Source organism: Glaesserella parasuis, from assembly GCF_017352235.1.
GTDB lineage: Bacteria > Pseudomonadota > Gammaproteobacteria > Enterobacterales > Pasteurellaceae > Glaesserella > Glaesserella parasuis.
Genome location: NZ_CP071487.1, coordinates 1,416,304 through 1,443,248 on the forward strand (window position 1 = coordinate 1,416,304; position 26,945 = coordinate 1,443,248).

Sequence of the window (26,945 nt, forward strand, 5' to 3'; positions counted from 1 at the left end):
CCTATTTACTTATCAATGATTTAACCCAAGCATTATCATAAACAATGCCCCTTGCACTGCAGCTTCAGGAACATCTCTGCCATTCAAATTGACTTTTCCCTGATCAATGGACAATTTCATTTTCAGGCTATCTTTATCCGAAGTAGCTAATGAGCTGGCTTGAGCTTGATAGGCAAACTCACTGATCGTTTGTTTTGCCTTCTGTTCAGCGTCTTCTTTCGGGAAACCATCTAGTTGATTTAGCTGTGCCATGAATAATTCTAATGAAGGTAACTTGAATTGAGTTTCTAACACAGACGCTTTAAAGATTTTTAGAACATCTTCCATTCCATTGAATTGGCTTGGATCAAATTTATCTAAATTTAGATTTAAAGATAGGCTATTTTTCCCTTTCGCATTCTCTAAGCTAAGTTCTTTAATTTGTAATTTAGGTGATTTGTTAAGAAGTGATAACACCACATCGCCAGCTTCCACAGATTCTAATTTTTCCAAGGAAGAGGCATAATGCATTAATTCATTAGCACTCTCTGCATCAAGCTCTGCCGAGCTATCAATGTTGAGCTTACCTAAGTTAAGTTTATCTTGAGCGAGCAACTCACCAGTAAGGCTACCCGTTGAAGTCCAGCGATCCTTTTCTAACGTATTTTTACCCTGACTGGAAAGATTTGTGAAAGCAAAAGGTGCTTTTCCGTCAGACGAGTAACGAACCATTTTAGAACTGAACTCATAATTACCCAAACTAAGCTCTGGATATTTCTCATTTGAGGTAAAATCCGCTTTGTAAAGGGTATCTTGGATTTCTATCCTAGTATTTGTTTGATCTTGATATTGATAGGACGGAATTTGGCTACTGAATTTCCCCGATTTTTGTGCTGAATCGTACTCGAACTCAATCTGGGTCTTTGCAAGATCCCAAGTTTCACCTTTGAAAGCATTGAGGCTAAACTCACCGCTTAAATTACCTGCATGGCTAATATCCGTTTGCCCTTCGGTAAATGGGGTCTGTAGCTTGAATTTTTCAGGTAAATAAAGTTTGCTCTCAACGCTCATCATTGCAGGCATTAAGTTCACTTGGCTAAGGCGATTTAACGGTAATGGACCGTGAAAGAGTTTATCATCGCCTTGTAGCTGATAACGTTCATCAACCGTTCCTACCTCTAAGGTATATTTCACATCAGAACTGAAAAAATGACGTTCAAATTTAACATCTTTAATTTCTGCATCTATGCCATAGATCTTCAATGATTTAAGGCTTTGATTACCTTGTTGCACCAATTGCTGATAGTGTTGTTCTGCTTGTAGTCCAGTGTACCAACTGCCCCCAACGACAGCAACGCCAAGAATGCCAGCCAGAGCAAGGGTAATTTTAGTTAATTTCATCGTTGTTCCTCTTTATTATCTCTCAAGTAAAGTGATAGAAAGCCTTTGGTTATGCCTTTTCCGCTCTTTCTACTAACCACTCACAAGGCGTAAAACGCTCGCCATATTGTTGCGTATGCTTGCGTAACTGGCGAACAAGCTCTTTTGCCCCAATCTTGTTAATATAGGCATACACACCGCCTCGGAAATCAGGGAAATCCACCCCAAATACAGAAGCAACGTTACCTTCATCAGTTGAACGAATAACTTGATCTTGTAAACACCAACAGGCTTCATTTAACATTCTCAATACACAACGACGGGCAATGTCTTCAGCTTCCATATCGTTTCGCATAATGGTTTCCATCGTGTGATAAATGCTTTTATCCTCTTGAGTGCGTGCCCCTCTTGTGTCGTAGAGATAGAAGCCCCGTTTATTTTTTCGCCCTTTACGATCATCTCCCGTCAAACGCTCAATAACCGTCGGTAAAGCGAAACGTTTACCCAATTCGCTCACCATTGCAGGATTAGATTTAACAATAATATCCAAGCCAATTTCATCGATCATTGCAAGCGGTCCGATCTTAAAGCCAAATTCCTGTAAGGCACGATCGATAAATTCGATCCCTTCCCCTTCGGATAAACACTCAATGGCTTCAAGCAAGAATGGCGTAAGAATACGGTTAATAAAGAACCCTTCTTTATCTGCGACAAGCATCGGAATTTTTCCTTGCTGGATCGCAAAATGAATTGCCGTTGAAACCGCTCGCTGACAAGTTTTTTCGTGCGGAATAATCTCCACCATCGGACGTTTAGTCACAGGGCTAAAATAGTGCAAACCGATTACATTTTCAGGGCGTTTGGCGACAGAAGCAATGTCACGGATTGCAAAGGTTGAGGTATTTGTGGCAAAAATCGCATTTTCATCATAATAATTTTCGCTCTCTTGCACCATTTGCTGTTTGAGTTCTAATTTCTCATAAACCGCTTCAACGATAAAATCTGTCGATTTCGCCGCAACTAAGCGTTCACCGCCCGTAATTAAATTCATTCGTTGGATCATTTCACCGTGACTAAGCTGTTTCTTACTCACTGCTTTTTGCATTAAGCCATAACAAGTCTGCAACGCTTTTTGAATTTCTGACGGGTGAATATCCTTAATTCTGACAGGAATTTGAGCATTATTTGCCGTCAAGTAAGCAATACCTGCTCCCATATAGCCACTGCCCAACACCGTTACTTGTTGCACATCTCGCACCTGAGCCAAGTGCTGATATTGCTCTTTCATTGCTCGTTCAGTCTGCTTCAAATTCATTAATACCTGAGCTTGCTCCGTGTGCATTAACTTCACCAACGCATTTTGCTCTAAAGCTAACCCAGCTTTAAAATGTGGTTCTTTTAACAATGCCAACATTTCCTCAACTGCAGGATAGTTGCCAAAAGCCTTATCCCACACTCGATTTTCAATATGAGCCAAATATTTTTCACGGATAAACTTATTGCCCTCAAGCTGTTTACGCCATTTTTTAACATTATCAAGCGGATTTTTATGGTCAATTTTTTGCACTTTATGATTAAGCAACAACTGATATGCCGTTTCAAATAGATTGCTAGCAGGAATAAGTTTATCCACCAAACCAATTTTTAACGCTTTTTCCACCCCAATTTTCTGCCCAGATAAAAGCATTGTGACTGCATTTTGCAAGCCGACTAAACGAGGCAAACGCTGTGTCCCCCCAGCAAAAGGCAAAATCCCCGAACGAATTTGTGGCATTGCAAATTTGGTATAACTTTCCTCGCTGGCAATACGATAATCACACGCCAACGCCAGCTCTAGCCCCACGCCATAACAGCCACCATCAATCACTGCAACCACAGGCATTTTGAGCGTATTAATTTCACGCATTACTAACTGAGCATTATGAGATAAGGTTTTCAACTGCTCATCATTTTTACCACGCAAATAATCAGGATCATACCCCTGAATAAAACCTTTCGTTTTACCCGAAACAAAAATCACGCCTCGAGCCTGTTGATAAATCACAGAACCCATCACATCGCGTAAATCTTCGATAAACGGCTCAGGCAACCAGTTTTGCGATTTACCTTTTACATCAATACGAACAATGGCAATTCGATTATCATCAATCTCAACGTGAAAAGGTGAGATATATTGTGCTTGTGTTGTCATACTGTTACTCGCTTTCCAAAATCATTGCAGAACCTAATCCACCTAATCCACTTGAGGCAATCAACGACAATCCACCTCCCTTACGTTTCAACGCTTTCAATGATTGAATTAAAATGCGTAAACTGGTCGCCGCACGAGGATTACCAAAAGCAATAGAACCGCCCAAATGGTTCAACTTCTCAGGATCAATTTCCCCAATACAAGCGGAACGATTAAGCTGTTTTTTAGCAAAATCATCTGAAGTAAACAGCTTCATATTCACCAGCATCTGGCTGGCAGAGGTTTCGTGAATATCAATAAAATCCAAATCAGACAAGGTCACATTTGCACGCTCAAGGGCAAGATAGCTTGCCACCGTCGCCCCCATAAACATATTTTGCCAAATATCATTGCCTGTAATGGCGTAGCTACGAATATAGCCTAACGGGTCTAAACCTAATTCTTTCGCTTTTTGCTCTCTGATCAGTAACACCGCCGCCGCTCCATCTACAGGTCGTGGCATATTTGCTTCTGTGACTGTTGCATAGCTCTTATTCATTAACGGCGAAAATTTTTCATAATAAGCCGCTTTTGTGGCAGAGGAAATCAAACTGTCAGATACCACAAAATCGGTATAAGGACGAGGAAACGAAGGCATTACTTCATCTTTTAACAGCCCCAATTTCCACGCATTCTGAGCTTTGATATGTGAATTTAACGCATATTCGTCCTGAGCTTCACGGCTAATGTGAAACTGCTGAGCCATCTGCTCAGAAATTTCCGCCACGGACATTTGGGTCATATAATCTTTGAGATTAACCCCGTGAGGTTTAAGCTCTTTCCACGAAAACTCACGGAACAAGCGATACTTATCATCTAAGGTTGGCGCATTAAAAATCGCCTTGAGCTTGTGAATAACACGAGGGCTGATACTAAAAGGGGCATTAGAAATCGAGTCCGTTCCCCCTGCAATTCCTGCAGAAATCGAACCGCTAATAATACTGCCGGCGACATTCACCAACGCTTGCAACCCAGATAAACAAGAGCTACTTAAAGTATAAGCCTGCACATAAGGCATATTTAACGCCAAGGCAATCTCACGAGAAGGGTTAGGAATATCAGGCTGTTGAATAACTTGCCCAAAGACGAGCTGTTCAATATGTTGATGATCAACGGCAGTACGACTAAGTAGCTCGTTTGTTACCATTGTGCCTAAATCTGTTGCATAGGAAGATTTAAATCCTGTATCACGATGAACAAAAGGTGTGCGTAATCCAGCAACAATCGCCACTCGCTCACCTTGTGCCGTTAAGAGATTTTGTTTAGCCATTTTATAGATAATTCAAGATAGAAATGATGCGGATTTTATCACGCTTTATCTAGAATAAAAAATGGCTCAATCACATTTGATTGAACCATTCCATTCGCAGTAACAATTTATTTATAGATCATCAATCACCACATAAACCTTATTCACAGGTCCGTGTACGCCGACAACTTTGATTAACTCAATATCTGCCGTAGCACTTGGCCCTGAAATAATGTTTACGCAAGATGGCATTCTTTCGCCTTGTTGGGCTTTGTCGTGTAGGATTTTAGCTAACTGTGCCACACGGGGTAACACGGTGCTGGCACGCAAGACGACAATGGATTTTTCAGGTAACAGGCTGACTGAACGTCCAAACTCTTTATCTGAAAACAGTACAATACCGCCAGATTCTGTTAAGCCGTATTCGCCGTAAACCACGCCGATATTGGCTTTTTCTGCTTTGTCGATATTAACACTACCATCTGAATTGTGATCCCAAACATAGCTGTCGTATTTAGCTTGCAATGCTGGTGTAATGCCTAAATCGACTAGACGGCTGTCGTTATTAATAATCACCGAGCCGCCGCCATATTTGTCACAAAGAGCGGTCACTTCTGCGATCAGATTTTCTTCTTTCACCACCGCCACATCGGTCATCATCACTTTAGCAAAGCTAACAAATTCCTCGACTAATTGAGCTTGAGTGCGATCCGTTAAGCGTGTCGTTGGATAATCATTGACTAATTTCGGCATTGGTTCAGGCACGAGCTGACGCGGTCTGCCCATTCTTTCCGCCAGTTTATTTAGAAAATTTTCACGGTTTTGTAAATCCATTCTCTTATCCTCTGTTGTTGAACCATTCACGGAAACTTTCGCCTTCGGCTGACGGTAAATCACGGGCTTTTGTCCATTCTGCAAGCGCTCCCACTTGAATTGGTGCTTTGCCGTTTTTGATGAATTTACCTGCCACTTTTGCCCCGATATTCACCCCGACTTTCCATAAAGTTGGGTGCGAGTTAGCAAAGTTGAAACCGAAAATCGACAAACGCTCTGCTGCTGGGGTCATACCATTTTGAGCGATATGTTCACGGTGTTTTAAGATCAGTTGTGCCAGAGGAATTTTTACAGGGCAAACAGAGTTACAAGCGGTACAAAGTGAACAAGCATAAGGCAGTTCTTTAAATTCTTCATAGCCACCGAGTAATGGCGAGATCACCGATCCAATTGGACCTGGATAGATCGAGCCGTAGCCGTGTCCGCCGATTTGACGATACGCAGGGCAAGTGTTCAAACACGCACCGCAACGGATACAACGTAAAACTTCTTTAAATTCGCTTTCAAGGATTTTTGAACGTCCGTTATCCACGATAACTAAGTGGAACTCTTCTGGCCCGTCCGTTTCTCCTTCAAGACGTGGTCCTGTTAGCCAAGTGTTATAGGCAGTAAGTTTTGCACCAACCGCACTTCTTGCTAGCATTGTGATTAACACATCAACTTCTTGGAAAGTTGGGGCTAGACGCTCCATACCCATTACAGCGATATGAGTTTTTGGCACCGTTGTCGCTAAACGTAAGTTACCTTCGTTGGTCACTAAACAGACAGAACCTGTTTCTGCTACGGCAAAGTTACAGCCACTAATACCGATGTCTGCCTCTAAGAAATCTTTGCGGATCACTTGACGCACAAAGGCGGTCATTTCTTCTGGCGTTTCTGAGCCGTTATAGCCCAGTTGTTCGTGTAATTCTTGACGGATTTTATAGCGATCTTTGTGAATTGCAGGTACAACGATGTGAGATGGCTTATCGCCAACGATTTGCAGTAAATATTCGCCTAAGTCCGTTTCAACCACTTTAATGCCTTCGTTTTCAAGAACGTGGTTTAAGCCGATCTCTTCTGTCACCATTGATTTGGATTTAACGATCTTCTTAGCATTTTTTCTAAGGCAATTTGACGAATATAAGCGGTCGCTTCTTCGGCAGTTTCTGCAAAAAAGACTTTACCGCCGTTTTGTTGCACTTTTTCACTTAATTGGTAGAGATAGGCGTCTAAATTGGCAAGAACGTGATTACGGATCTGTTTTGCCGCGTCACGCCACTCTTCCCAGTGGCCAAGTTCGTCCACCATTCTTTGACGGTTTGCCCCGATGGTTTCTTGGGCTTTTACCACCGCTTTACGCATCATTGCGTTGTGGATTTGATCGTCCACGCGTTTTTTAAAGGCAAGATTGCTGGTTTTCAGTGACATCTTATTTGCCCTCCTGCATTAATACTTCGGCAATATGCATTACCTTAATATTTTTCCCTTCACGACTTAAACGTCCGCCGATGTTCATCAAACAGCTCACATCTGCACCGATCAAGTATTCTGGTTCAACATCAGCAATATGCTCGACTTTTTCTTTGACCATTTCGCCTGAAATTTCCGCCATTTTGACCGAGAAAGTCCCGCCGAAACCGCAACAGGTTTGTTGATTTTGAATTGGTAACAACTCTAAGCCTTTGACGTTTTGTAATAAGGTGATTGGTTCATTCACAATACCTAATTTACGCGACAAACTGCAAGACGGGTGATAAACAGCTTTGCCTGTTAAGGTTGCACCGACATTGGTAACGCCCAGTTTATTGACGATAAAATCTGTTAAATCGTGAAAACGGTCAGCGACTTTTTTCGCACGAGCCGCCCACTCTGGTTCGCCAAAGCGTTCAAAATGGTCAGGATAGGTTTTAATTGCATAAACACAAGAACCTGCAGGGGCAACAATTGGATAATCATTGACTTCAAAAGTTTCCACTAACTTTTTCATTCCCTCAAGGGCTTGTTTTGTATAACCACTGTTAATTGCAGGCTGTCCACAGCATCCTTGTTTTTCAAGGAAAGTGATTTTACAACCCAGTTTTTCTAACAATAGCACGCTATTTTTGGCAACACCTGCTTTGACGATATCGGCAATACAGGTGACGTAAAAATTCACGTTCATAAAAACTCCAATAAATAAAAATAGTAAAAAAGCTAAAACAAGCGGTTGGATTTTACAAATTTTTTGGCATTTATGTTGTAAATCTTTTTATATTGTAGGGACGCCACGCTTGGCATCCCTACTCTCAAATATATAGCCAAATTTTTATCACAATACTCCGCTTGTTCTTCAACATTTAAAAACGAAAGGTGGGGTAATACCCCACCTAAGATTACACATTGTAGAACAACGGCACAATAAAGAGTGCTGAAAGTGCGGTAATTACACCGTAAACAAACATTGGCATAACCGTACGCTTGATAATTTCACCTTCTTTATTATTGATGTTCAATACCGAACATACTGCTACGATGTTGTTGATACACACCATATTACCCATCGCACCGCCCACAGATTGTGCAGCAAGAATTAGGCTCACAGATAATCCTGTTTCCATTGCTGTTGAAAGCTGTACGCTACCAAAGGTTAAGTTCGATACGGTATTTGAACCTGAGAAGAACGCCCCCACAGCACCTAAATAAGAGGCGAAGATAGTCCAGTATTCCCCTGTTGCTTGTGCGAAACTTTGACCGATGATTTTCACCATTGAACCATCACCGCCTACAAGCATTAAGTTTACCATTATTAACGCACCCACAAGCGCAAAGAATGGGTTTTTCGTTTGTTTTAAGCTTGTTGCGAAGATCTCTTTGGTATTTTTCGCTGATACGGCAAATACAGGGATTGCAATTAATACGGTAATCACAAACGGGATTAATGCTGGCACATAAAGCAATTTGTAGTTTGAGCTAATTGTTGTGCCGAAAATTTCTTTTAAGCTGAAAATTAACCCGTGGCTAATATCGAATACACCAAGCGAACCTAATTTTACGCTGAACCAAGAAGTTGCATCGTTCATCATTGCTTTTAATGGTAACTGTTTAATACGAGTTACAATTAAGATCGCAATTAATAAACCTGTCGGAAATAAAGCTTTCACTACTTGTGCAGTGGTTACGGCATTGCTATCAACGGTATTATCCACTTTCGCTAAACCGATACCTTTGTTTGCCACTAAAACAGAGATCACCATACCGATTGCACCGCCCACTAATGACGGGAACTCGTAGTTTAATTGAGCAATTAGGAAATAAGGGATCACACAAGCAAAAATACTGATGTAGATAAACACGATATTTTTACGAATTTCAGACCAGCTCACGATTAAACGCAATGCCATTACTGGAATGATAAATGCGGCAATAGAGTGAATAAATGCAGTGATAGAACCGATTTCTAAAATTTGCTCTTCACCTAATTGTAACGCTCCCATACCAAACCAAGTCGGCGTACCCACCGCACCAAATGAAACCGGTACGGAGTTCATCACTAATGCCAACATTGCCACTTTAAGCGGGTGGAAACCGATACCGACTAAAATCGGTGCTGCAATCGCCGCAGGTGTACCGAAACCACTCGCTCCTTCAATCATAAAGGCAAATGCCCAACCGATGATCATTAACTGAGCCACAGGATTTGGGTTGATATTCGATAACCATTTACGCAACACATCGGTTGCACCGGATACTTCTGAAAAACGGTTGAAAAGCACTGCACCGAAAATGACGGTAATCGGTGTTTGTACCGCAATCAAGGCAGAAGCAATATTCGCACTGACCGTTTGAATATCGGTGCCGAAATAGATTAGCTGGATAATTAACACCACTACCGCAATCCATGGTAAAGCGACATAGGAAGGTAATGCGTTGCGTTTTACCATTAAATAAATCAGTAAAACGATAGGAAAAATACTGAGAAACAGAGCCATAAAATACCTCAAAAAAGAAAACACCATAAAGGTCCATATTGAGGCTCGTATTCTAGTGAAAATTTGTAAACAAAAAAGCAAAATGTTATTAAATTGTGAAATTAATCACATAAATCCTCATCGTTTGCTCAAAATAAAATCACAATTATTTTACAAACAATTAAGAGAGATTGTTTTTTAATCACTTATCAGTCATTTTTTAACTTATCCAAAATCATAAACCGACAACGGTAACTATTTTGCTCATCTATTTCAGACCACTTCTCTGCAACCTGTTGCCACTGAGTTTCATCAAACTCAAAAAAAGTATCGCCCTCTATATTGGCTTGAATTTCAGTAAGATAAAGTTTATCGGCAAAAGGCATTGCTTGTTTGAATAACTCACCACCGCCGATAATCATTATTTCATCGCTATTAGCAAAATTTTTGGCTAATTCCACCGCTTGTTCAAGGCTTATTGCAGAATAAGCTCCATCAATAGCAAAACCAGAGCGAGAAAGAATAATATTCGGGCGTTTCGGCAACAGCCTACCGATAGATTCATAGGTTTTTCGCCCCATAATCACAGGTTTACCCAAAGTATTTTCCCTAAACCACGCCAAATCCACAGGCAAATGCCACAGCATTGCATTGTCTTTTCCGATTACTTTATTTAAAGTTCGAGCTACGATTACGCTAATTTTCATTCTATTCCCGATTACATTTTGAAATAAGCCCCATTATAGCAGATAATAGCGGTCACTTTCTTTTCTTTTTTTACACATCATTATGGCAAAAACAATCGTAGTAAAACTAGGCACTAGCACCCTAACCCACGGCACTAAAAGTCTAAGCCGTCCACATATGCTAGAAATCGTAAAACAAGTTGCTCAACTACACGAACAAGGACATCGCATTATTATTGTAACCTCTGGGGCGGTTGCCGCTGGGCGTGATTACTTAGGGCATCGTGAATTGCCAAAAACGTTGGCAACCAAACAGCTTCTAGCCGCAGTCGGACAAAGCCAGCTTATTCAAGTGTGGGAAAGCCTCTTTTCCATTTATAACATCAAAATCGGGCAAATGCTTTTAACCCGTGCAGATATTGAAAATAAAGATCACTTTTTAAATGCAAGAGATACGCTCACCGCCTTGCTCGATCAACAAATTATCCCGATTATCAATGAAAATGATGCAGTGGCAACGGCAGAGTTTCGTATCGGCGATAACGATAATTTATCGGCACTCGTAGCGATTTTAGCTCAAGCAGAGTTATTGATTTTGCTCACCGATCAAGAAGGGTTATACGACAGCGACCCACGTTCAAATCCAAATACTAAACGCATTCCTGTTGTTGAAAAAATCACCCCTGAAATTCGCCAAATGGCAGGGGGAAGTGGTACAACCTTAGGCACAGGCGGTATGAGTACCAAAATCACCGCTGCCGATATCGCCACCCGTTCTGGCGTTGAAACAGCGATTGCTTCTGGCGAACGTCCTAATGTAATTTTTGAAGTGGCACAGGGGGCAGAAATTGGCACACGCTTCTTAGCTCAACACGACAAAATCGAAGGACGCAAACAGTGGCTCTTTGGTGCGCCTCCTGCTGGTACAATTTATATCGATCAAGGGGCAGAAAACGCATTAGTAGAACAGCATAAATCGCTCTTACCTACTGGTATTGCCAAAATCGAAGGGCAATTTGCGCGTGGTGAAGTGGCAAAAATTTGTAACCTTAACGGCAAAGTGCTTGCCCTTGGCATTAGTCGTTATAACAGTGATGCTCTAGCATTAATCAAAGGCAAAAAATCTAGCGAGATTGAAACCATTTTGGGCTATGAATTTGGTTCAGTAGTATTCCACCGAGATGAAATGGTGGTGCATTATTAATTAATAGATCGTAGGGGGAAATATGGAACTTGGACTTGATGTTGCGATTATCTTATTTGTTGCGGCTTTCGTGGCTGGTTTTATTGATGCCATTGCTGGCGGTGGTGGTTTGATTACTATTCCAGCGTTATTAGCAGTCGGTATTCCCCCTGCGGTTGCGTTAGGCACGAATAAATTACAGGCTTGTGGCGGCTCGTTTTCCGCTTCGCTCTATTTTGTGCGTAAAAAAGCGGTCGATTTGAAGCAGATTTGGTTGCTTATTTTGCTGACCTTTATCGGCGGTTCAATCGGGACTATTTTAGTGCAGATGATAGATGTCAATGCATTAAAAGTTGCCCTCCCCTTTCTGATCTTAATTATTGGCTGTTATTTTCTCTTTAGTCCAAGCCTAGGCGATGAACAACGTCGCCAAAGAATGAGCTTTCCGATGTTCGCTTGCACGGCGGCAATGGGAATAGGCTTTTATGATGGGCTATTCGGGCCTGCCACAGGCTCTTTCTTTACGCTCGCTTTTGTGTTATTACTTGGTTTTAACCTGACCCAAAGCGTTGCTCACTCCAAAGTGTTAAATTTTACCTCTAACCTTGCTTCGCTGATTTTCTTCATCATTGGCGGTGCGATTTTATGGAAAATCGGTTTTCTAATGATGATTGGACAATTTATCGGGGCTTCATTGGGGGCGAGAATGGTTGTCACCAAAGGAAAACAGATTATTCGCCCGTTGATTGTTATGATATCGTTTATTATGGTGGTAAAAATGTTGTGGGATCAGAGCTATTTTGCTTTTATAGGATAATGAATGAACAAAGAAAAACGTATTGAAATTTTAACCCGTTTACGCAATGAGAACCCTCACCCAACCACAGAACTCAATTATTCCAACCCTTTTGAATTATTGATTGCGGTCATTTTATCTGCTCAAGCAACGGATGTGGGGGTCAATAAAGCCACGGCAAAACTTTATCCTGTGGCAAATACGCCCCAAGCGATTTTAGATTTAGGGCTTGATGGGCTAAAAGAGTATATTAAAACCATTGGGCTTTATAACAGCAAGGCAGAAAACATTATTAAAACTTGCCGTGATTTAATTGAAAAACATAATGGCGAAGTACCTCAAACGCGTGAAGAATTAGAAGCCCTTGCAGGTGTAGGACGTAAAACGGCAAATGTGGTGCTAAATACCGCATTCGGTCAGCCGACTATTGCCGTTGATACGCATATATTCCGTGTTTCTAACCGTACTAATTTCGCCCCAGGGAAAGATGTGGTTAAGGTGGAAGAAAAGTTACTGAAGGTGGTGCCTGATGAATTTAAGGTTGATGTTCATCATTGGCTGATTTTACACGGTCGCTACACCTGCATTGCTCGCAAGCCTCGCTGTGGCTCTTGTATTATTGAAGATTTGTGTGAGTATAAAGAGAAGACGGAGATTTAATCGGTATAATGCAGCAGTTGCATAAAAGTCAATTCATAATGGTTAGCAGTTTACGCATACACGCCATAATAGCGACTTTCTTCGCTTTGCCTTTTGCAACCAATCGGGTGTAAAAGGCTTTAAAAACAGGTTCAAAGCGAATTGCCGATAGTGCTGCCATATATAAGGCATTACAAACAATGCCATTGTTAAAATAACAATGGCATTGAGCATGAAATTCTAATTTATAGGCGCTAGATTACCACACAAAACCTACCCCTCCTCCAATCATAGTATCCCGCTGAGTATTACTGCTAACAGACGCTCGAATAAGCCATTTGCCATTATCAGAAATTCTGGAATAACCTATAGCATAGGCAGATTGCCCGCGATATTGTGCATTAGAAACAGAAATAGCACTTTTACCTGGTAAAGAAATTTGTGGCAAATTAGCCATCGCCACAGCAGAAGCAATACCCGCTCTTGCATTAACATCAACACGACCAATATCTCTTGATAATTGATTAAATCCTGTATTCACAGAAGAAACCACTTTGTTGAGCTGACGAACATTCACAATATCGCCCTCAGCACTACCATCTCCAACGTTGGTAATTCTGGCGCCATTCATATTTACAACTGGATTTCCTTGCTTATCTTTACCTAAAGATACTTTGGTATCGCCATTACTAATTGAAGTAATGTCGCTTAAATCTCCAGACACGCTCACATTGTGAATATTCTGACCATTTGCTCCCGTTTTTGAAGTCACTTTCACATTTTTACCCGCTTCAACCTCAGTTCTTGCCGCTGCGGTTGTGGTATTAATTGCTGCTGCGACTTCATCTCCTGTTACAAAAGCATTGCCCTTGGTTTCAGCCGTAACTGTACGTTTATCCTCAGCAGCCTTCAATTTAGATTTCACCACCGATAAATCATAAATCGTTTGATCTTTGTCACCTTTACTTGCTGTAACGCCAACCGATTTGTCCGTTGATTTAACCTCTGTTTTTGAAGCTGCTGCCTTAGTATTTAACTGGCTCACATTTACCGCATCAGTATCTGCTGTACCAGCCGCCACATTGGTAATTTTCGCATCATTAACATTAACTGTTTTATCTGTAGAACCTGCAGACAAGGTAATCTTAGCCCCATTCGCCTTGGTGGCGTCGTTACCATTGGCAATCGACGTAATGCCTTTTAATTCCGAATTTCCAGTTGGACCCGCAGGGTCTTGTGATCCCGTTGGACCCGCAGGGCCTTGTGGTCCCGCTGGACCCGCAGGGCCAGTTTCACCTTTCTGACCTGTATCACCTTTTGGACCCGCTGGACCCGCAGGGCCAGTTTCACCTTTCTGACCTGTATCACCTTTTGGACCTGCATCTCCTTTAGGACCCGCAGGGCCTCGTGGTCCTGCTGGACCCGCTTCTCCTGGTTCGCCTTTATCCCCCTTAGGTCCCTGAGCACCCGTTGTTCCCTGCGGTCCTCGTGGTCCTGCTGGACCCACTGGACCAGCTTCACCTTTAGGACCCGCAGGGCCTCGTGGTCCTGCTGGACCCACTGGACCAGCTTCACCTTTAGGACCCGCAGGGCCTCGTGGTCCTGCTGGACCCACTGGACCAGCTTCACCTTTAGGACCAGCTTCACCTTTAGGACCAGCTTCACCTTTCGCACCATCTTTACCGTCTTTCCCCCTAGTAATAGTATTATCGCTGCCATCCGTATAAGTAATTTTCAAATCACCATTTGGTAGCATTTCAGTCTTTTGAATTAACTTACCAATCGTAGAAATCGTAATATTTCCGCCCGCTTGTTCTAATTTAATATTCTTTCCAGCGGTAAAGGTTACGGTTGCCGTATCGCTCATTTTGATAAGATGTGTTGCATTAGGTGGATTTGCTTCACCAGCCCCTTTCGCAATCTTCAGGTTCCAACCTAAATTGTCAATCTTATCAATTTTGCTTTTAGTATCATCGGTTAATTTAACCGTAATCGTATCGCCACTAGCATGGGAAGTAAGACCATTTTCTCCTTTTACCTTGAGCGTACCACTCCACAAGCCGACTTTAGGTCTGTCAGCACTGCTTAAATTAGCATTTACACCGTTATGCTTATTCTCATTTCCCTCAATTTTCAGGGTTAAAGATTGAAGCTGTGCCACGTTTACTGCATCGGTTAATTCTTTACCAGCCGCAACGTTGGTGATTTGGCGATTGATGAGTTTATTACCTGAGCCTCCACCGACAGAAACTGCACCAATATGATTACCATCAACATTTTCTGTGGATTTAAAGCCGTTAGCGACAGTGCTTTCTCCCGTTGTGACAGAATGAGCTTGTTTTAACCCCACTACACCGCCAGCTGTACTTGCATTAGAGCCATAACCCAATGCCACACCGCCACCCACGGTGATAACGGTATTATTACCAAGCGCGGTTGCTCTAGCAGCACCTACATTTATCATGGCTTCTTCACCCACAGCAACAGAGTGCATACCACCGGCAGAGGCTTTATAACCCAAGGCAGTAGAATGGCTTCCAGCTTTTGCTTCGCGTCCAATTGCCACTAATTTTTCACCTGTCACATTGATACTGGCACCCACAACAACAGAGTCTGCCCCTGTTGTTTTCGCAGAATTACCTATCGCAATGGAATCTGTCCCACCACCGTTCGACTCCCTACCAACAGCAACGGCGTTTTTTCCAGCAGTTGCACCACCACCAACCGCAATACCGTACTCATTGGTAGACTTACTTCTCGCACCGATAGCAATGCCTTCAACATCACTTGCAGATGCTAAAGGACCTAAAACAGTAGAACCGTCGCCCGTAGCCAAAGACAGACCCCCAATAGCAACAGAGGCTTTACCTTTCGCAGTTGTTGTGCGGCGGGAGCTTCCATTATTAGCATTATTAGCGTGATAATCCGTTTGATCTAAATCATCTCCACCGATTGATATGGAGCCATACCCCTCCGCTTTGGCATCTGCCCCAATAGCAATAGATTGTGACGCACTTGCTTTAGCAAGGTTACCTATTACAACTGTTTGAGTAGTTGTCCCTTCGGCTTGTCCGCCTAAGACAACAGATCTCCCTCCCGCTTTTGAGCTAGTCCCGATGACAACTACATTCTCCCCATTTCCTACAGTATTGTTGCCTATCGTAATAGAGTTGTTGTGTGTTCCTGTATTTGCATCATAACCTATCGCAATATTATGCCTACCTTCAGCTTTTGAATACTGACCGATAGCAATAGCACCATGCGAAGCCTTACTCCCTTGACCAATACCAATAGTACCATCGTCAGATCCATTAACCGATGCACTAGCACCACCTTGAAAATATGCAGCTGAACCTGCCGGTGGACTAAAAAATATACCTAGTAATACTAGACTTAAAAGACTTAATTTAAATTTATCTTGCTGTTTATCTAAAAAATAATCTGAGGTGCATACTTGAGCTCTTTTATCCGTGTAAGCGGATGTTTTGGTATGAGACTTTACTAACTCAGATACAACTACCCAAGCCTGTTGAGTATGACTCCAAATAACTCTAAATATTTTATTCATAATAACCTTCTCTACTGTTTTTCCTAATAAAAAATCATAAACCTTTATTTACATTTTCAGGATGTACAAATGCCCCCATCGCCCTCGCTTTCGCTCGGGCACTTCCCCCGCAAGCGGGGGAAGTTAACTCCTTGACAAACCATATATTAGATGGATTGAATATTGTAGGGTGGGTTTTAACCCACCAATAAAATCAATATGTTACGGCTACATGGTGGGTCAAGACCCACCCTACAAGCTACTTCCCCCACAAGTGGGGGAATCTCAAAAACACCTGCCCCCACTCCATTGTAAAAAAAAAAACAATGGGTCACACAAAACTAAAGATAAAATAACAAGAATTTTTCAACGTTTATCAATAAAAGTTAGAAATAATAGGCGGAAATCTAATGAAAGCGGTGATTTAGATAGGATATTTTGCATAGTAGACAAAAGTGTTGGTAAAAAGTGGGCTAAAGCCTTATAGTACAAGGCTTTAAACTCACTTTTGAAGAATATACTCATTTAAATATAGAAAAAACAACAAATAGGTTGGAAGGGTTATTTAAAGAACTGAAACAGAAATTATCGGTTCATAGCGGATTAACGAAAAAGCGTAAGATTATGTTTATAAAGGATTTTTAAATAAAAAGAGTTGGTAATAATTAGGGAAAATAATTAAAACCAATACTTTTGTCTACTATGCCTATTAGTAATGAGAGGAGAATTACTCTCCTCTACATTGGCCTCCTAGTGTATCTAAACTGACTACTCTTCCCCAAGTAACTTCAACTCACGTCCACGCACTTGTTTTTTGAGCATTTCGACAAACTCTTCTACTTTGTAAGTACCTAAATCCGCACCTTTGCGAGTACGCACAGACACTTTGCCTTCGGCGATTTCTTTATCACCGCAAACAAGCATATAAGGCACACGGCGTAAGGTGTGTTCACGCACTTTAAAGCCCACTTTTTCGTTGCGTAAATCTGCTTTCACACGCAAGCCAGCATCAGAAAGTTGTTTTACCACTTGTTGAACGTATTCTGCTTGGCTGTCGGTAATGTTCATAACGACTGCTTGAACTGGTGCTAACCACGCAGGGAAGAAACCTGCGTATTCTTCGGTGATAATGCCGATGAAACGCTCGATTGAGCCTAAAATCGCACGATGGATCATTACGGGTGTTTTACGGTTGTTATCTTCTGCCACATAAGATGCACTTAAACGCTCTGGTAAAAAGAAGTCTAACTGGATCGTACCGCATTGCCATTCACGATCTAAACAGTCACGCAAGGCAAACTCAATTTTCGGGCCGTAGAATGCACCTTCGCCTTCTTGAATTTCAAAAGCTAAACCGTTAGCGGTTAATGCGGCTGCTAAGTCTGCTTCGGCTTTGTTCCACATCTCATCTGTACCGATACTGTTTGCAGGGCGAGTTGAGAGTTTCACTTGAATATTTTCAAAACCGAAAGTGCTGTAAATGTCATACACCATTTTAATGCACGATGTGACTTCGCTTTCTACTTGCTCTGGCATACAGAAAATATGGGCATCATCTTGGGTAAAGCCACGCACACGCATTAAACCGTGTAATGAACCAGACGGTTCGTTACGGTGGCAAGAACCAAATTCCGCCATACGCAACGGTAAATCACGGTATGATTTTAAACCTTGATTGAAGATCTGAATGTGACCTGGGCAGTTCATCGGTTTGATCGCATATTCACGATTTTCCGATTGAGTGGTAAACATTAAATCACCATAGTTTTGCCAGTGGCCTGTTTTTTCCCATAACACACGATCCATCATAAATGGACCTTTCACTTCTTGGTAATCGTACTGTTTTAATTTGGTACGCACGAAGGTTTCAAGCTCACGGAAAATCGTCCAGCCGTCATTGTGCCAGAACACCATACCCGGTGCTTCTTCTTGCATATGATATAAATCTAACGCTTTACCGATTTTACGATGGTCACGTTTTGCCGCTTCTTCTAAACGGTGTAAATAGTCGGCAAGTTGTTTTTTATCTGCCCACGCCGTACCATAAATACGTTGCAACATTTTATTTTTGCTGTCGCCACGCCAGTATGCGCCAGCCACTTTTTGTAATTTGAAGTGATGGCAGAAACGCATATTCGGCACGTGCGGACCACGACACATATCAATATATTCTTCGTGATGATAAAGTGCTGGGCGGTAATCTTTACTGATATTTTCGTCCAAAATCGCCATTTTGTACGACTCGCCACGGCTTTCAAAGGTATCTCTCGCTTCCTGCCAGCTCACACGTTTTTTCACTACATCGTAATTGGTTTTCGCCAGTTCCAACATACGCGCTTCAAGTGCATCAAGATCTTCCTGCGTTAAAGAGCGGTCTAAATCAATGTCATAATAGAAACCGTTGTCGATTGTTGGACCAATCGCCATTTTTACGTTCGGGAAAAGTTGTTTGATTGCGTGACCCAGTAAGTGTGCCGTAGAGTGACGGATAATCTCTAAACCGTCTTCATCTTTTGCGGTAATAATTTCAAGGGTGGCATCTTCGCTGATAATGTCAGAGGCATCACGGCGTTCACCGTTTACACGTCCTGCGATCGTTGCTTTCGCAAGACCTGCACCGATACTTTGAGCCACTTCCATTACAGAAACGGGATTGTCGAATTGGCGTTGTGAGCCATCAGGTAAAGTAATAATTGGCATTGTTAATCCTTATACAGTGGTAACCCATACGAAAGGTTACTTGTTGGTTTATGTTATTCCCGTAGCAACTGTGTTTACACACAAAAAAGTTATTCAATTTTGACCCACAGATTCTGTGGATAAGTAGCGTGTAGCATCCCATTTTTCATTGCGTCTAACCAACGCATTCATAATGGTTAGCAGTTTACGCATACACGCCATAATAGCGACTTTCTTCGCTTTGCCTTTTGCAACCAATCGGGTGTAAAAGGCTTTAAAAACAGGTTCAAAGCGAATTGCCGATAGTGCTGCCATATATAAGGCATTACGAACAATCGCTCGACCACCATAGCAAAAGGATTTTCCTTTCCATTGACCGCTTTCCTGTGGATGCGGAATAACGCCAACGAGTGAGGCAATTCTTTTGCTGCTTAGCTTGCCTAATTCCGGCAGGCTTGACATCATCACGGCGACGCAATTTTTGCCAACGCCTTTGATGTCTGAGATAAGGTCAGCTTTATCACTAAAATGCTTACTTTGGTCGTCGATATCTTTATCAAGTTCGGCGATTAATTTATCAAGCATTTCAATGTGTTGTTGGATATTGTCCAACTGGGTTTCGTGGCTTTGTTGCAAACGATTTAGCTCTGCTACTCGCATATCGACAAGCTGACGACGGCGAACCACAAGGGCTTCCAGCTGTTCTTCTTGCTCAGAAAGCGGAACATACAACTGATGCTCTACTTCGCCTTTAAGCTCACAAGTGAGCCCATAGAAAGCGAGATTAACCGCATCTTTTGCATCGGTTTTGGCTCTCGTTTGAGATTTTGCAAACTCACTGGCTTTCAGTGGATTAGCAATAAATACACGATAACCTGCTCGAGCAAGGGCTTTTGCCACGGGGATTTCTAATCCACCCGTTGCTTCAAGCGTTATCAGAGCCACATTAAACTGGCTTAAATAGTCCAAGGTATGTTGAATACCTTTGGCGTTATTGGTTTCGGTTTTGGTCTTTTTCTGATGGGAAAAACCAATCACGAAATTGCGTTTAGCAACATCAATACCACAATAAATCGGAGCGTTCATCGGTAACCTGCCTTGTATTCGGGTTTATATTTCAACTGTTCGGTTTTGCTGATGAAGTTATCCACGCCTACGCTACAGAACGAGTTTTAGCTCTAGGGACACCCAAGCTGTGGATAACGTTATGGTTTATGTTGCTAGTTTACTATAATTTTAATATACAAGGGACACACTGCGTGTGTCCGAAAAAAAACAGATACGGACACACGCAGTGTGCCCCTACTATCATTATTCAATCAATTTTACGCTTTAAAACCATTCAAACGATTAGTCGCTTTAACAATCCCTTCTTTGAACAGCAGTTCCACACAACGGCTGGCTTCATCAACTGCAGCGTTAATTAAAGGCTGATCCGACGGCGAAGGTTTGCCTAACACATAACTTGCCACTAAGTCTTTATGCCCTGGGTGACCAATTCCGATACGTACACGGTAGAAATTATTGCTATTACCAAGGGCTGCAATAATGTCTTTTAAACCGTTGTGTCCACCGTGTCCGCCACCTTGCTTGATTTTGGCAACACCTGGGAGGAGATCCAATTCATCGTGAGCGACTAAAATCTCTTCAGGCTTAATGCGGTAAAAATTCGCTAACGAACCGACCGCTTTACCACTTAAATTCATAAACGTGGTTGGCACAAGCAAACGAACTTCGCCTTGTGGCGTATTAATTTTAGCGACCTTGCCGAAGTATTTCGCTTCCTCTTTTAAGGTGACATTAAACACACGAGCAAGCTCGTTCACTAGCCATTCGCCTGCATTGTGACGAGTTTCTTCATATTTTGCACCAGGGTTAGCAAGCCCGACAATCAATTTAATTTGCGACATAGTTTTTGTTCAATAAATAAAGGGCGATATTGTAGGTAAAAAGGGGGATTTTCACAAGGAAGATGTCTATATTTTATTGTCTTAAGCCAACATTATTGCTCTATCAATAATCGGAATTCGTTTTTAATATAATGTCAGTTTGATTTATGTTTTGTAGGCGACTTGATGTGTTGTATTACATTTTATTTTATCTTTTTACTTAATCTTATGATTTGTCAATTTATTTATCTTAAAAGCTCTATTTTTTAATCTAAATTTTACATATTTTGAATTTTTAATGTGGCATACTTCACATTTTTGACATTTTTTCTTTACGTTTGGCGGGGGGGGGGGGGGGGGGGGGGAAAAAAAAAAAAAAAAAAAAAAAAAAATAAAAAAAAAAAAACTCGCTTGGATACATTTCATTTTTAACTTTTAAATGTGATGTATCAAACGCGGTTTGTTTATATGTTTTTAAGTGTTATAGAGCAGATATATGACATTTGCGACGGCAAATGTGGTGATTATTGGTACTAGAGTAATTTTTCCTGCGGAGCAAAAGAGTGTCAATGTTCAGTTGCAAAACAGTAGCTCAGATCCTGCGTTAGTCCAATCTTGGTTAGATCGTGGGGATATTAACAGCCGTCCAAATAGTATTCAGGTTCCATTTTTAGTAACACCTCCCGTTGTGCGCATCGAGCCCAACGCAGGACAAACGTTGCGAATGGTTTTTACAGGGAAAGAAAATTTGCCTCAAGATCGTGAAACGTTATTTTATTTGAATGTATTAGATGTTCCGCCTAAACCTAAAGCGGAGGATTTAGGGACTAATTATCTGCAATTTGCTATTCGTTCTCGTATTAAGTTTTTCTATCGCCCTGCTCTCTCTTAGCCCTTATGATGCTTATCAGTCAGTGCAATGGCTTAAGACAGCGAAGGGGGTCGTTGTCGATAATCAGACACCTTATTTTATTACCTATCAATCTGTTAAGTTGGGAAATGCTTATTTGCCTAATAGCGAAATGGTTGCACCATTTTCTAGTAAAACTTTGATATTAAAAGGGAAAGTTAGTGGTAGTCGAGTGAATTGGGAAGCAATTAATGATTTTGGCGGAACAGAAAAAGGGGAAGCAGTGTTGCGTTAGTTCCTCATGATGAAATAAAGAGATGGTGTCAAAATGAAGAAAATAATAATAAAACCTGTTCCTTTTCGGCTGGCAATGCTCACTGTGCTGTTAGGCTTAAGCCCTACTGTTGTTGCAAATGATGTTAACTCTGTTTTGAATAAAGGGGTTGAAGCTGAGTTTTATAGTAGCTTTTTAACAATGGGGAAAATTCAGATTTGATTATACGGTGTCTAGGCTTCATCTTGAAATTCCGCAAATTTATGTTGTACAACGTCCTAGAGGCTATATTTCTCCACATTTATGGCAAACGGGAGTACCTGTTGCTTTTCTTAATTATGATTTGAATAGCTATCAACATTATGGCAATACCTCTTATAAACAGCACTATCTTGCTTTGAATGGGGGAATAAATTTAGGGGACTGGGCTTTTCGGCATGTTAGTGCGAAAAGTTGGGATAGTTCAGGAGAGAGTTCCTATCATCGTATTGCGACCTATGTAAAACGTTCCATTGTGCCTTTGCGAAGCGAGCTTACGGTAGGAGATTTTACCACAGATGGGGCTGTCGTTGAGGCGATAGGGCTACGTGGTGTGCGTCTGGCAAGTGATGATCGCATGTTGCCAACTTCCTTGAGAGGATACGCTCCAACTGTCAGAGGGATTGCCCATAGTAATGCAAGAGTAACTATTAGCCAGAATGGGCATATTATCCGTCAATTAAATGTCCCTGCTGGTGCTTTTGAAATTTCAGATTTAAACCCGACAGGATATAGTGGTGAGTTGCATGTTGAAGTGTTGGAAGCAAGCGGTGACGACTTTTACTTCTTCGTATCAGTAGGGGAGAGATTGTAGAGAGAGGCGGTGGGATTTTATAAAAAATATCCCCCCGCTTGTGTTTAATTAAATTTTGCTTTTATCTCGAACCGCACCTTTATCCGCCGATGTCGCAAAATGTCCATACACTTTTAGTGCAAAAGAGACTTCACGCTCACGGTTTGCAGGTTTCCAGCCTTTCGCATCTTGTTCTGCTCGGCGTTGGGCAAGCTCAGCTTCAGGCACAACCAGTTCGATTTTACGGTTTGGAATATCAATGTCAATGGTATCGCCGTCTTTCACTAAACCGATTAAACCGCCTGCGGCTGCTTCTGGTGAGCAGTGTCCGATAGATAAGCCTGATGTACCGCCAGAGAAACGACCGTCTGTTAATAAGGCACAAGCCTTGCCTAAGCCCATGGATTTTAAATAGCTGGTTGGATAAAGCATCTCTTGCATACCCGGCCCGCCTTTCGGGCCTTCGTAGCGGATAACCACAACGTGTCCTGCTCGCACTTTTCCGCCTAAAATCCCTGCAACAGCATCTTCTTGGCTTTCAAACACAATGGCTTCGCCTTTGAATTTTAAGATCGCCTCATCTACCCCTGCGGTTTTCACGATACAGCCGTCTAAGGCGATATTGCCCGACAACATCGCTAAACCACCATCTTGGCTGTACGCAAACTCTTTGCTGCGAATACAACCGTTTTGACGGTCATCATCAACCGTATCCCAACGGGTATCTTGCGAGAAGGCTTTGGTGGTGCGAATACCTGCAGGACCTGCACGGAAGAATTTATGTACCGCTTCATCTTTGGTCAGCATAATGTCGTACTTGGCAATTTGTTCCGCAAGGCTTAAGCCTAACACGGTGCGAGTTTGATTGTTCAATAAGCCTGCACGATCTAGCTCGCCTAAAATCGCCATAATCCCACCTGCACGGTGTACATCTTCCATATGGTATTTTTGCGTGTTCGGTGCAACTTTACTTAAGCAAGGCACTTGGCGAGAAAGGCGATCGATATCCGCCATCGTGAAATCCACTTCCGCTTCTTGTGCTGCGGCAAGTAAATGTAAAACCGTATTGGTTGAACCGCCCATTGCAATATCTAAACTCATTGCATTATCGAACGCTGCTTTGGTTGCAATAGAACGAGGCAATACAGACAAATCATCTTGCTCGTAATATTTTTTGCACAGCTCAACAATTTGCGTACCGGCATCTAAGAATAACTGTTTGCGATCAGCGTGGGTTGCAAGGCAAGAGCCGTTGCCCGGTAAACTTAAACCCAGTGCTTCGGTTAAACAGTTCATTGAGTTTGCGGTAAACATACCTGAGCAAGATCCACAAGTAGGACAAGCGGAGCGTTCGATTTGATCGCTTACCTCATCAGACACATTCGGGTTCGCCCCTTGGATCATCGCATCAACCAAGTCTAATTTGATGATTTGGTCGGACAGCCTAGTTTTCCCTGCTTCCATCGGGCCACCAGAAACGAAAATTGTCGGAATGTTCAAACGTAACGCTGCCATTAACATTCCTGGGGTAATTTTATCGCAGTTTGAAATACAGACCATCGCATCGGCACAGTGTGCATTTACCATATATTCCACGCTATCAGCAATTAAATCACGGCTCGGCAGAGAATAAAGCATACCGCCGTGCCCCATCGCAATCCCATCATCAACCGCAATAGTATTAAACTCTTTTGCCACGCCACCTGCTTTCTCGATTTGCTCGGCAACAAGCTGCCCCATATCTTTTAAATGAACGTGTCCTGGTACGAATTGGGTAAAGGAGTTCACCACCGCAATAATCGGCTTACCAAAATCGTTTTCTTTCATTCCCGTCGCACGCCATAATGCACGTGCCCCTGCCATATTGCGACCTTGTGTGCTAGTCGCCGAACGTAATTTAGGCATAAATAATCTCTCCAAATTTTGATGTTGTGTTTCTATAATTTATTAGGTGCTGTTGATCTTTTGAGTTTAAATCTTAACCAAACAACAATCTCCCCCAGCGAATACAACAAATCATTGCTGGCGATGCCGCATAATTTCTTGCTAACTTATCGTACCGAGTCGCAATGGCTCGGTATTGTTTTAAAAAACAAACGCATTTTCAACTAAATGGCGATAACGATATAAACACCAGTCTATATCCTCATTACCCATCTTTGAATTTCGTCTGCGAGGTATAACCGGAACTGCTTTTGTTGTCGTCAAAATAAGTGCTCGTAAGGCTTCACAATCATAACCTCTGTCTGCAACAATGGTCTCACTGTCAGGTAACAATTCCACAAGCTCAGACGCAGCTTTACTGTCGTGAACTTCACCTCCCGTCAGAACAAAATCAATAGGATTTCCACAACTATCTACCGCTAAATGAATTTTTGTGCTATTCACTCCAAGGGCATCCCGTACGAATGCGATATAAAATCCCTTCCACTGTATTACGATGTTCAGGTTTATTATAAACACGTCCTGTACGGTCGAGTAAATAAGCTAGGCGTTTCCAAAGATTATCTGTTAAAATAGTTCTAAGCGACATAGTTTGTATGGGATGGTTAGGTTTTGGCGAACTAAATTATACCAAATTTCTATGTCGTTTGTTTTTTGTACTTAAAAGATCAACACGCTCTAGTAAAATTATTCATTTTATGAATCGTGAAATACCGTTTTTGATCACTTTTATAAAATCTCAACTGTCCTAAAATATCTTCGGAAAATAATATATTCTTCAACTCTTTAGATGCTAAGTATCTTTCAACGTCAAATTGACGAGTATCTCCAGAAGAATCCTTTACTAATATAGGTAGTGAAAATGGTGAATCATTCTTAGTAAAACAGTGCAATCCGTAAGTAACAACGAGTTTATAATCCATTTTTTTACTATGAATGATTAGTTCGTGTGCATTAAGATGGCTCATATCAAAAGAGGTATTCTCGAACTCTTGTGATTCCCACTTCTGTATGGCTTCTATATGAAATTTTTTTTGTCATTCTTTTTTATAGTTCAAATATTCGCTTGATAATATTGTGTGACACTTTAGATGTTTTATCAAGCCTTTTAGCCCTTTAGCCTTTGAAGGAATGCGAATGGCGTTTTAATCACAGTAACTTAAAATCTCAAATTTCCATTTTAAAACAATTGGTTAAGGGCAGTTTAAGTTAGTTATCTAGGACAGCCCCATAACTTAAATACTACCACCATATAGCAATTAAATAGAGTTAAATGGTACAGGCATAATTTATAGATCTAAATGAAGGTACATAAATGTTAACCGCACGAATTTATATAAGAGTACAGTAGTCTGTAAAAATGTTTAGATTTTTATATATACCTAAGGTACCACACATAAATTCACGAGCAGATACCAACTCTGGTCTTAGTGGAGAAAGGATAAGATCGCTAGCAAGGACTGCCATATCAACCATAATGTCCCGTGTACCTCTAGTGTCAATGATGATTAAATCATAGCCATCAATTTTTTTAACAAATTGATTGTATTTCAGGATACCTCCAGGTGTACTTGTAAGATCGGTAGAGAGCTTATCTAGTGGATCGTTAGATTGGATTAAATCCAAGTTAGAGAATTCGGTCCGAGAAATAATCTCCTTTAATGGAAGATCAGGACGAGTGAAAAATTCATACAATCCAAAAGGTGCAGAATCTTCAATATGATAATAAGACGATAGGGTAGGTTGAACATCAGTGTCGATCATTAAGGTTTTAATACCGTGATCAGCACAGAAAGCACCTATATTTGCAACATTCGTTGATTTTGTTACTCCACCTTTGAACATTACTGTAACAATAAACGGTTTGATAGACTGTGGCATACAAATCTCTCCATTTTAATTAGTAAAGAAATTTGTTTTTTTTGTGCAGTCTAAGATGACAGTGGTCGGATACATTCAAGCAATGTAACATATTGAAATAAAAGGTTATTTTATATTTAAACCCTAAATCGTACCCCTAAACGT

General features: G+C 41.5%; 21 protein-coding genes and 4 pseudogenes. 8 read left to right on the top strand and 17 right to left on the bottom strand.

All coding sequences use genetic code 11. The annotated features are described in order from the left end of the window. Nucleotides 1-12: 12 nt before the first annotated feature. The 8 genes and pseudogenes from J1G47_RS07115 to folA form a co-directional block, all read right to left on the bottom strand. A complete protein-coding gene (locus J1G47_RS07115) occupies nt 13-1,380 on the bottom strand; it encodes a YdgA family protein (RefSeq protein WP_207326538.1) in 1,368 nt (455 codons plus the stop codon). Between the two features lie 49 nt (nt 1,381-1,429). Next, nucleotides 1,430-3,550, bottom strand: coding sequence for a 3-hydroxyacyl-CoA dehydrogenase NAD-binding domain-containing protein (locus tag J1G47_RS07120; RefSeq protein WP_160414935.1), 2,121 nt, complete (start codon nt 3,548-3,550; stop codon nt 1,430-1,432). 4 nt (nt 3,551-3,554) lie between these two features. Then, nucleotides 3,555-4,859 (bottom strand): acetyl-CoA C-acyltransferase, encoded by a 1,305-nt coding sequence (locus J1G47_RS07125; protein ID WP_207326539.1) that lies wholly within the window; start codon nt 4,857-4,859, stop codon nt 3,555-3,557. Between the two features lie 111 nt (nt 4,860-4,970). Further along, nucleotides 4,971-5,672 carry a LutC/YkgG family protein gene (locus J1G47_RS07130; protein WP_012621863.1) on the bottom strand — a complete coding sequence of 234 codons (702 nt, stop codon included), beginning with the start codon at nt 5,670-5,672 and terminating at the stop codon, nt 4,971-4,973. 4 nt (nt 5,673-5,676) lie between these two features. Then, a pseudogene (locus J1G47_RS07135) lies at nt 5,677-7,082 on the bottom strand (LutB/LldF family L-lactate oxidation iron-sulfur protein). 1 nt (nt 7,083) lies between these two features. Then, entirely contained in the window at nt 7,084-7,815 is a 732-nt protein-coding gene (locus tag J1G47_RS07140; RefSeq protein ID WP_005712335.1) for a (Fe-S)-binding protein, read from the bottom strand. Between the two features lie 211 nt (nt 7,816-8,026). After that, nucleotides 8,027-9,622, bottom strand: coding sequence for a lactate permease LctP family transporter (locus J1G47_RS07145; protein WP_005712334.1), 1,596 nt, complete (start codon nt 9,620-9,622; stop codon nt 8,027-8,029). 188 nt (nt 9,623-9,810) lie between these two features. Next, complete coding sequence (gene folA, locus J1G47_RS07150; RefSeq protein WP_207326540.1) at nt 9,811-10,308, bottom strand: type 3 dihydrofolate reductase; 498 nt, start codon at nt 10,306-10,308, stop codon at nt 9,811-9,813. 82 nt (nt 10,309-10,390) lie between these two features. Between folA and proB the strand changes: the two genes are divergently transcribed. The 3 genes from proB to nth are packed head-to-tail and all read left to right on the top strand — an operon-like array spanning nt 10,391 to nt 12,926. Then, on the top strand, nt 10,391-11,491 hold the full coding sequence (proB, locus tag J1G47_RS07155; protein WP_021112433.1) for a glutamate 5-kinase: 1,101 nt from the start codon (nt 10,391-10,393) through the stop codon (nt 11,489-11,491). Between the two features lie 22 nt (nt 11,492-11,513). Continuing rightward, nucleotides 11,514-12,287, top strand: a complete 774-nt coding sequence (locus J1G47_RS07160) for a TSUP family transporter (protein WP_207326541.1) — start codon at nt 11,514-11,516, stop codon at nt 12,285-12,287. Between the two features lie 3 nt (nt 12,288-12,290). After that, nucleotides 12,291-12,926, top strand: coding sequence for an endonuclease III (nth, locus tag J1G47_RS07165; RefSeq protein WP_005712327.1), 636 nt, complete (start codon nt 12,291-12,293; stop codon nt 12,924-12,926). Nucleotides 12,927-12,954: 28 nt separating this feature from the next. Here the strand turns inward: nth and J1G47_RS07170 are convergent. The 5 genes and pseudogenes from J1G47_RS07170 to pth form a co-directional block, all read right to left on the bottom strand. Next, nucleotides 12,955-13,104, bottom strand: a pseudogene (locus tag J1G47_RS07170) (IS110 family transposase); the annotation flags it as partial. Nucleotides 13,105-13,164: 60 nt separating this feature from the next. Next, on the bottom strand, nt 13,165-16,473 hold the full coding sequence (locus tag J1G47_RS12050; RefSeq protein ID WP_207326542.1) for an ESPR-type extended signal peptide-containing protein: 3,309 nt from the start codon (nt 16,471-16,473) through the stop codon (nt 13,165-13,167). Between the two features lie 747 nt (nt 16,474-17,220). Continuing rightward, nucleotides 17,221-19,152 carry a threonine--tRNA ligase gene (thrS, locus tag J1G47_RS07180; protein WP_021116066.1) on the bottom strand — a complete coding sequence of 644 codons (1,932 nt, stop codon included), beginning with the start codon at nt 19,150-19,152 and terminating at the stop codon, nt 17,221-17,223. A 93-nt stretch (nt 19,153-19,245) separates the two neighbouring features. Further along, nucleotides 19,246-20,217 (bottom strand): IS110 family transposase, encoded by a 972-nt coding sequence (locus tag J1G47_RS07185; RefSeq protein WP_012621529.1) that lies wholly within the window; start codon nt 20,215-20,217, stop codon nt 19,246-19,248. Between the two features lie 239 nt (nt 20,218-20,456). After that, nucleotides 20,457-21,041, bottom strand: coding sequence for an aminoacyl-tRNA hydrolase (gene pth, locus J1G47_RS07190; RefSeq protein WP_044009494.1), 585 nt, complete (start codon nt 21,039-21,041; stop codon nt 20,457-20,459). Between the two features lie 475 nt (nt 21,042-21,516). Here pth and J1G47_RS12120 point away from each other — a divergent pair, with 475 nt between their 5' ends. Genes J1G47_RS12120 through J1G47_RS07205 form a run of 4 tightly spaced genes read left to right on the top strand, consistent with a single transcriptional unit; the run spans nt 21,517 to nt 22,997 of the window. Beyond that, nucleotides 21,517-21,912, top strand: a complete 396-nt coding sequence (locus J1G47_RS12120; protein ID WP_010787280.1) for a fimbria/pilus periplasmic chaperone — start codon at nt 21,517-21,519, stop codon at nt 21,910-21,912. A gap of 22 nt (nt 21,913-21,934) precedes the next feature. Then, complete coding sequence (locus tag J1G47_RS12125; RefSeq protein ID WP_010787281.1) at nt 21,935-22,165, top strand: fimbrial biogenesis chaperone; 231 nt, start codon at nt 21,935-21,937, stop codon at nt 22,163-22,165. Between the two features lie 33 nt (nt 22,166-22,198). Next, entirely contained in the window at nt 22,199-22,366 is a 168-nt protein-coding gene (locus J1G47_RS07200; RefSeq protein ID WP_005713060.1) for a hypothetical protein, read from the top strand. Between the two features lie 7 nt (nt 22,367-22,373). Next, the gene (locus J1G47_RS07205; protein WP_010787282.1) at nt 22,374-22,997 is read left to right on the top strand and encodes a fimbria/pilus outer membrane usher protein; all 624 of its coding nucleotides are present in this window, start codon (nt 22,374-22,376) and stop codon (nt 22,995-22,997) included. Nucleotides 22,998-23,045: 48 nt separating this feature from the next. Here J1G47_RS07205 and ilvD read toward each other — a convergent pair whose 3' ends face one another. The 3 genes and pseudogenes from ilvD to J1G47_RS07220 all read right to left on the bottom strand — a co-directional run bounded on the left by ilvD (nt 23,046) and on the right by J1G47_RS07220 (nt 25,888). Further along, entirely contained in the window at nt 23,046-24,881 is a 1,836-nt protein-coding gene (gene ilvD, locus J1G47_RS07210; RefSeq protein ID WP_075592768.1) for a dihydroxy-acid dehydratase, read from the bottom strand. A gap of 73 nt (nt 24,882-24,954) precedes the next feature. Further along, a pseudogene (locus J1G47_RS07215) lies at nt 24,955-25,509 on the bottom strand (IS5 family transposase). A 79-nt stretch (nt 25,510-25,588) separates the two neighbouring features. After that, nucleotides 25,589-25,888: a hypothetical protein gene (locus J1G47_RS07220; protein ID WP_075621054.1), complete on the bottom strand. Its 300-nt coding sequence runs from the start codon at nt 25,886-25,888 to the stop codon at nt 25,589-25,591. A gap of 155 nt (nt 25,889-26,043) precedes the next feature. Between J1G47_RS07220 and J1G47_RS07225 the strand changes: the two are divergent. Further along, nucleotides 26,044-26,133, top strand: a pseudogene (locus tag J1G47_RS07225) (IS1595 family transposase); the annotation flags it as partial. 119 nt (nt 26,134-26,252) lie between these two features. Here J1G47_RS07225 and J1G47_RS07230 read toward each other — a convergent pair. After that, on the bottom strand, nt 26,253-26,801 hold the full coding sequence (locus J1G47_RS07230; protein WP_075621055.1) for a ParA family protein: 549 nt from the start codon (nt 26,799-26,801) through the stop codon (nt 26,253-26,255). Nucleotides 26,802-26,945 lie beyond the last annotated feature (144 nt).

What these genes read in the sequence shown, in the direction of transcription:
- J1G47_RS07115 (WP_207326538.1), bottom strand. Translation starts at nt 1,380, where the DNA reads ATGAAATTAACTAAAATTACCCTTGCTCTGGCTGGCATTCTTGGCGTT.
- J1G47_RS07120 (WP_160414935.1), bottom strand. Translation starts at nt 3,550, where the DNA reads ATGACAACACAAGCACAATATATCTCACCTTTTCACGTTGAGATTGAT.
- J1G47_RS07125 (WP_207326539.1), bottom strand. Translation starts at nt 4,859, where the DNA reads ATGGCTAAACAAAATCTCTTAACGGCACAAGGTGAGCGAGTGGCGATT.
- J1G47_RS07130 (WP_012621863.1), bottom strand. Translation starts at nt 5,672, where the DNA reads ATGGATTTACAAAACCGTGAAAATTTTCTAAATAAACTGGCGGAAAGA.
- J1G47_RS07140 (WP_005712335.1), bottom strand. Translation starts at nt 7,815, where the DNA reads ATGAACGTGAATTTTTACGTCACCTGTATTGCCGATATCGTCAAAGCA.
- J1G47_RS07145 (WP_005712334.1), bottom strand. Translation starts at nt 9,622, where the DNA reads ATGGCTCTGTTTCTCAGTATTTTTCCTATCGTTTTACTGATTTATTTA.
- folA (WP_207326540.1), bottom strand. Translation starts at nt 10,308, where the DNA reads ATGAAAATTAGCGTAATCGTAGCTCGAACTTTAAATAAAGTAATCGGA.
- proB (WP_021112433.1), top strand. Translation starts at nt 10,391, where the DNA reads ATGGCAAAAACAATCGTAGTAAAACTAGGCACTAGCACCCTAACCCAC.
- J1G47_RS07160 (WP_207326541.1), top strand. Translation starts at nt 11,514, where the DNA reads ATGGAACTTGGACTTGATGTTGCGATTATCTTATTTGTTGCGGCTTTC.
- nth (WP_005712327.1), top strand. Translation starts at nt 12,291, where the DNA reads ATGAACAAAGAAAAACGTATTGAAATTTTAACCCGTTTACGCAATGAG.
- J1G47_RS12050 (WP_207326542.1), bottom strand. Translation starts at nt 16,473, where the DNA reads ATGAATAAAATATTTAGAGTTATTTGGAGTCATACTCAACAGGCTTGG.
- thrS (WP_021116066.1), bottom strand. Translation starts at nt 19,152, where the DNA reads ATGCCAATTATTACTTTACCTGATGGCTCACAACGCCAATTCGACAAT.
- J1G47_RS07185 (WP_012621529.1), bottom strand. Translation starts at nt 20,217, where the DNA reads ATGAACGCTCCGATTTATTGTGGTATTGATGTTGCTAAACGCAATTTC.
- pth (WP_044009494.1), bottom strand. Translation starts at nt 21,041, where the DNA reads ATGTCGCAAATTAAATTGATTGTCGGGCTTGCTAACCCTGGTGCAAAA.
- J1G47_RS12120 (WP_010787280.1), top strand. Translation starts at nt 21,517, where the DNA reads ATGACATTTGCGACGGCAAATGTGGTGATTATTGGTACTAGAGTAATT.
- J1G47_RS07200 (WP_005713060.1), top strand. Translation starts at nt 22,199, where the DNA reads ATGAAGAAAATAATAATAAAACCTGTTCCTTTTCGGCTGGCAATGCTC.
- ilvD (WP_075592768.1), bottom strand. Translation starts at nt 24,881, where the DNA reads ATGCCTAAATTACGTTCGGCGACTAGCACACAAGGTCGCAATATGGCA.
- J1G47_RS07220 (WP_075621054.1), bottom strand. Translation starts at nt 25,888, where the DNA reads ATGAGCCATCTTAATGCACACGAACTAATCATTCATAGTAAAAAAATG.
- J1G47_RS07230 (WP_075621055.1), bottom strand. Translation starts at nt 26,801, where the DNA reads ATGCCACAGTCTATCAAACCGTTTATTGTTACAGTAATGTTCAAAGGT.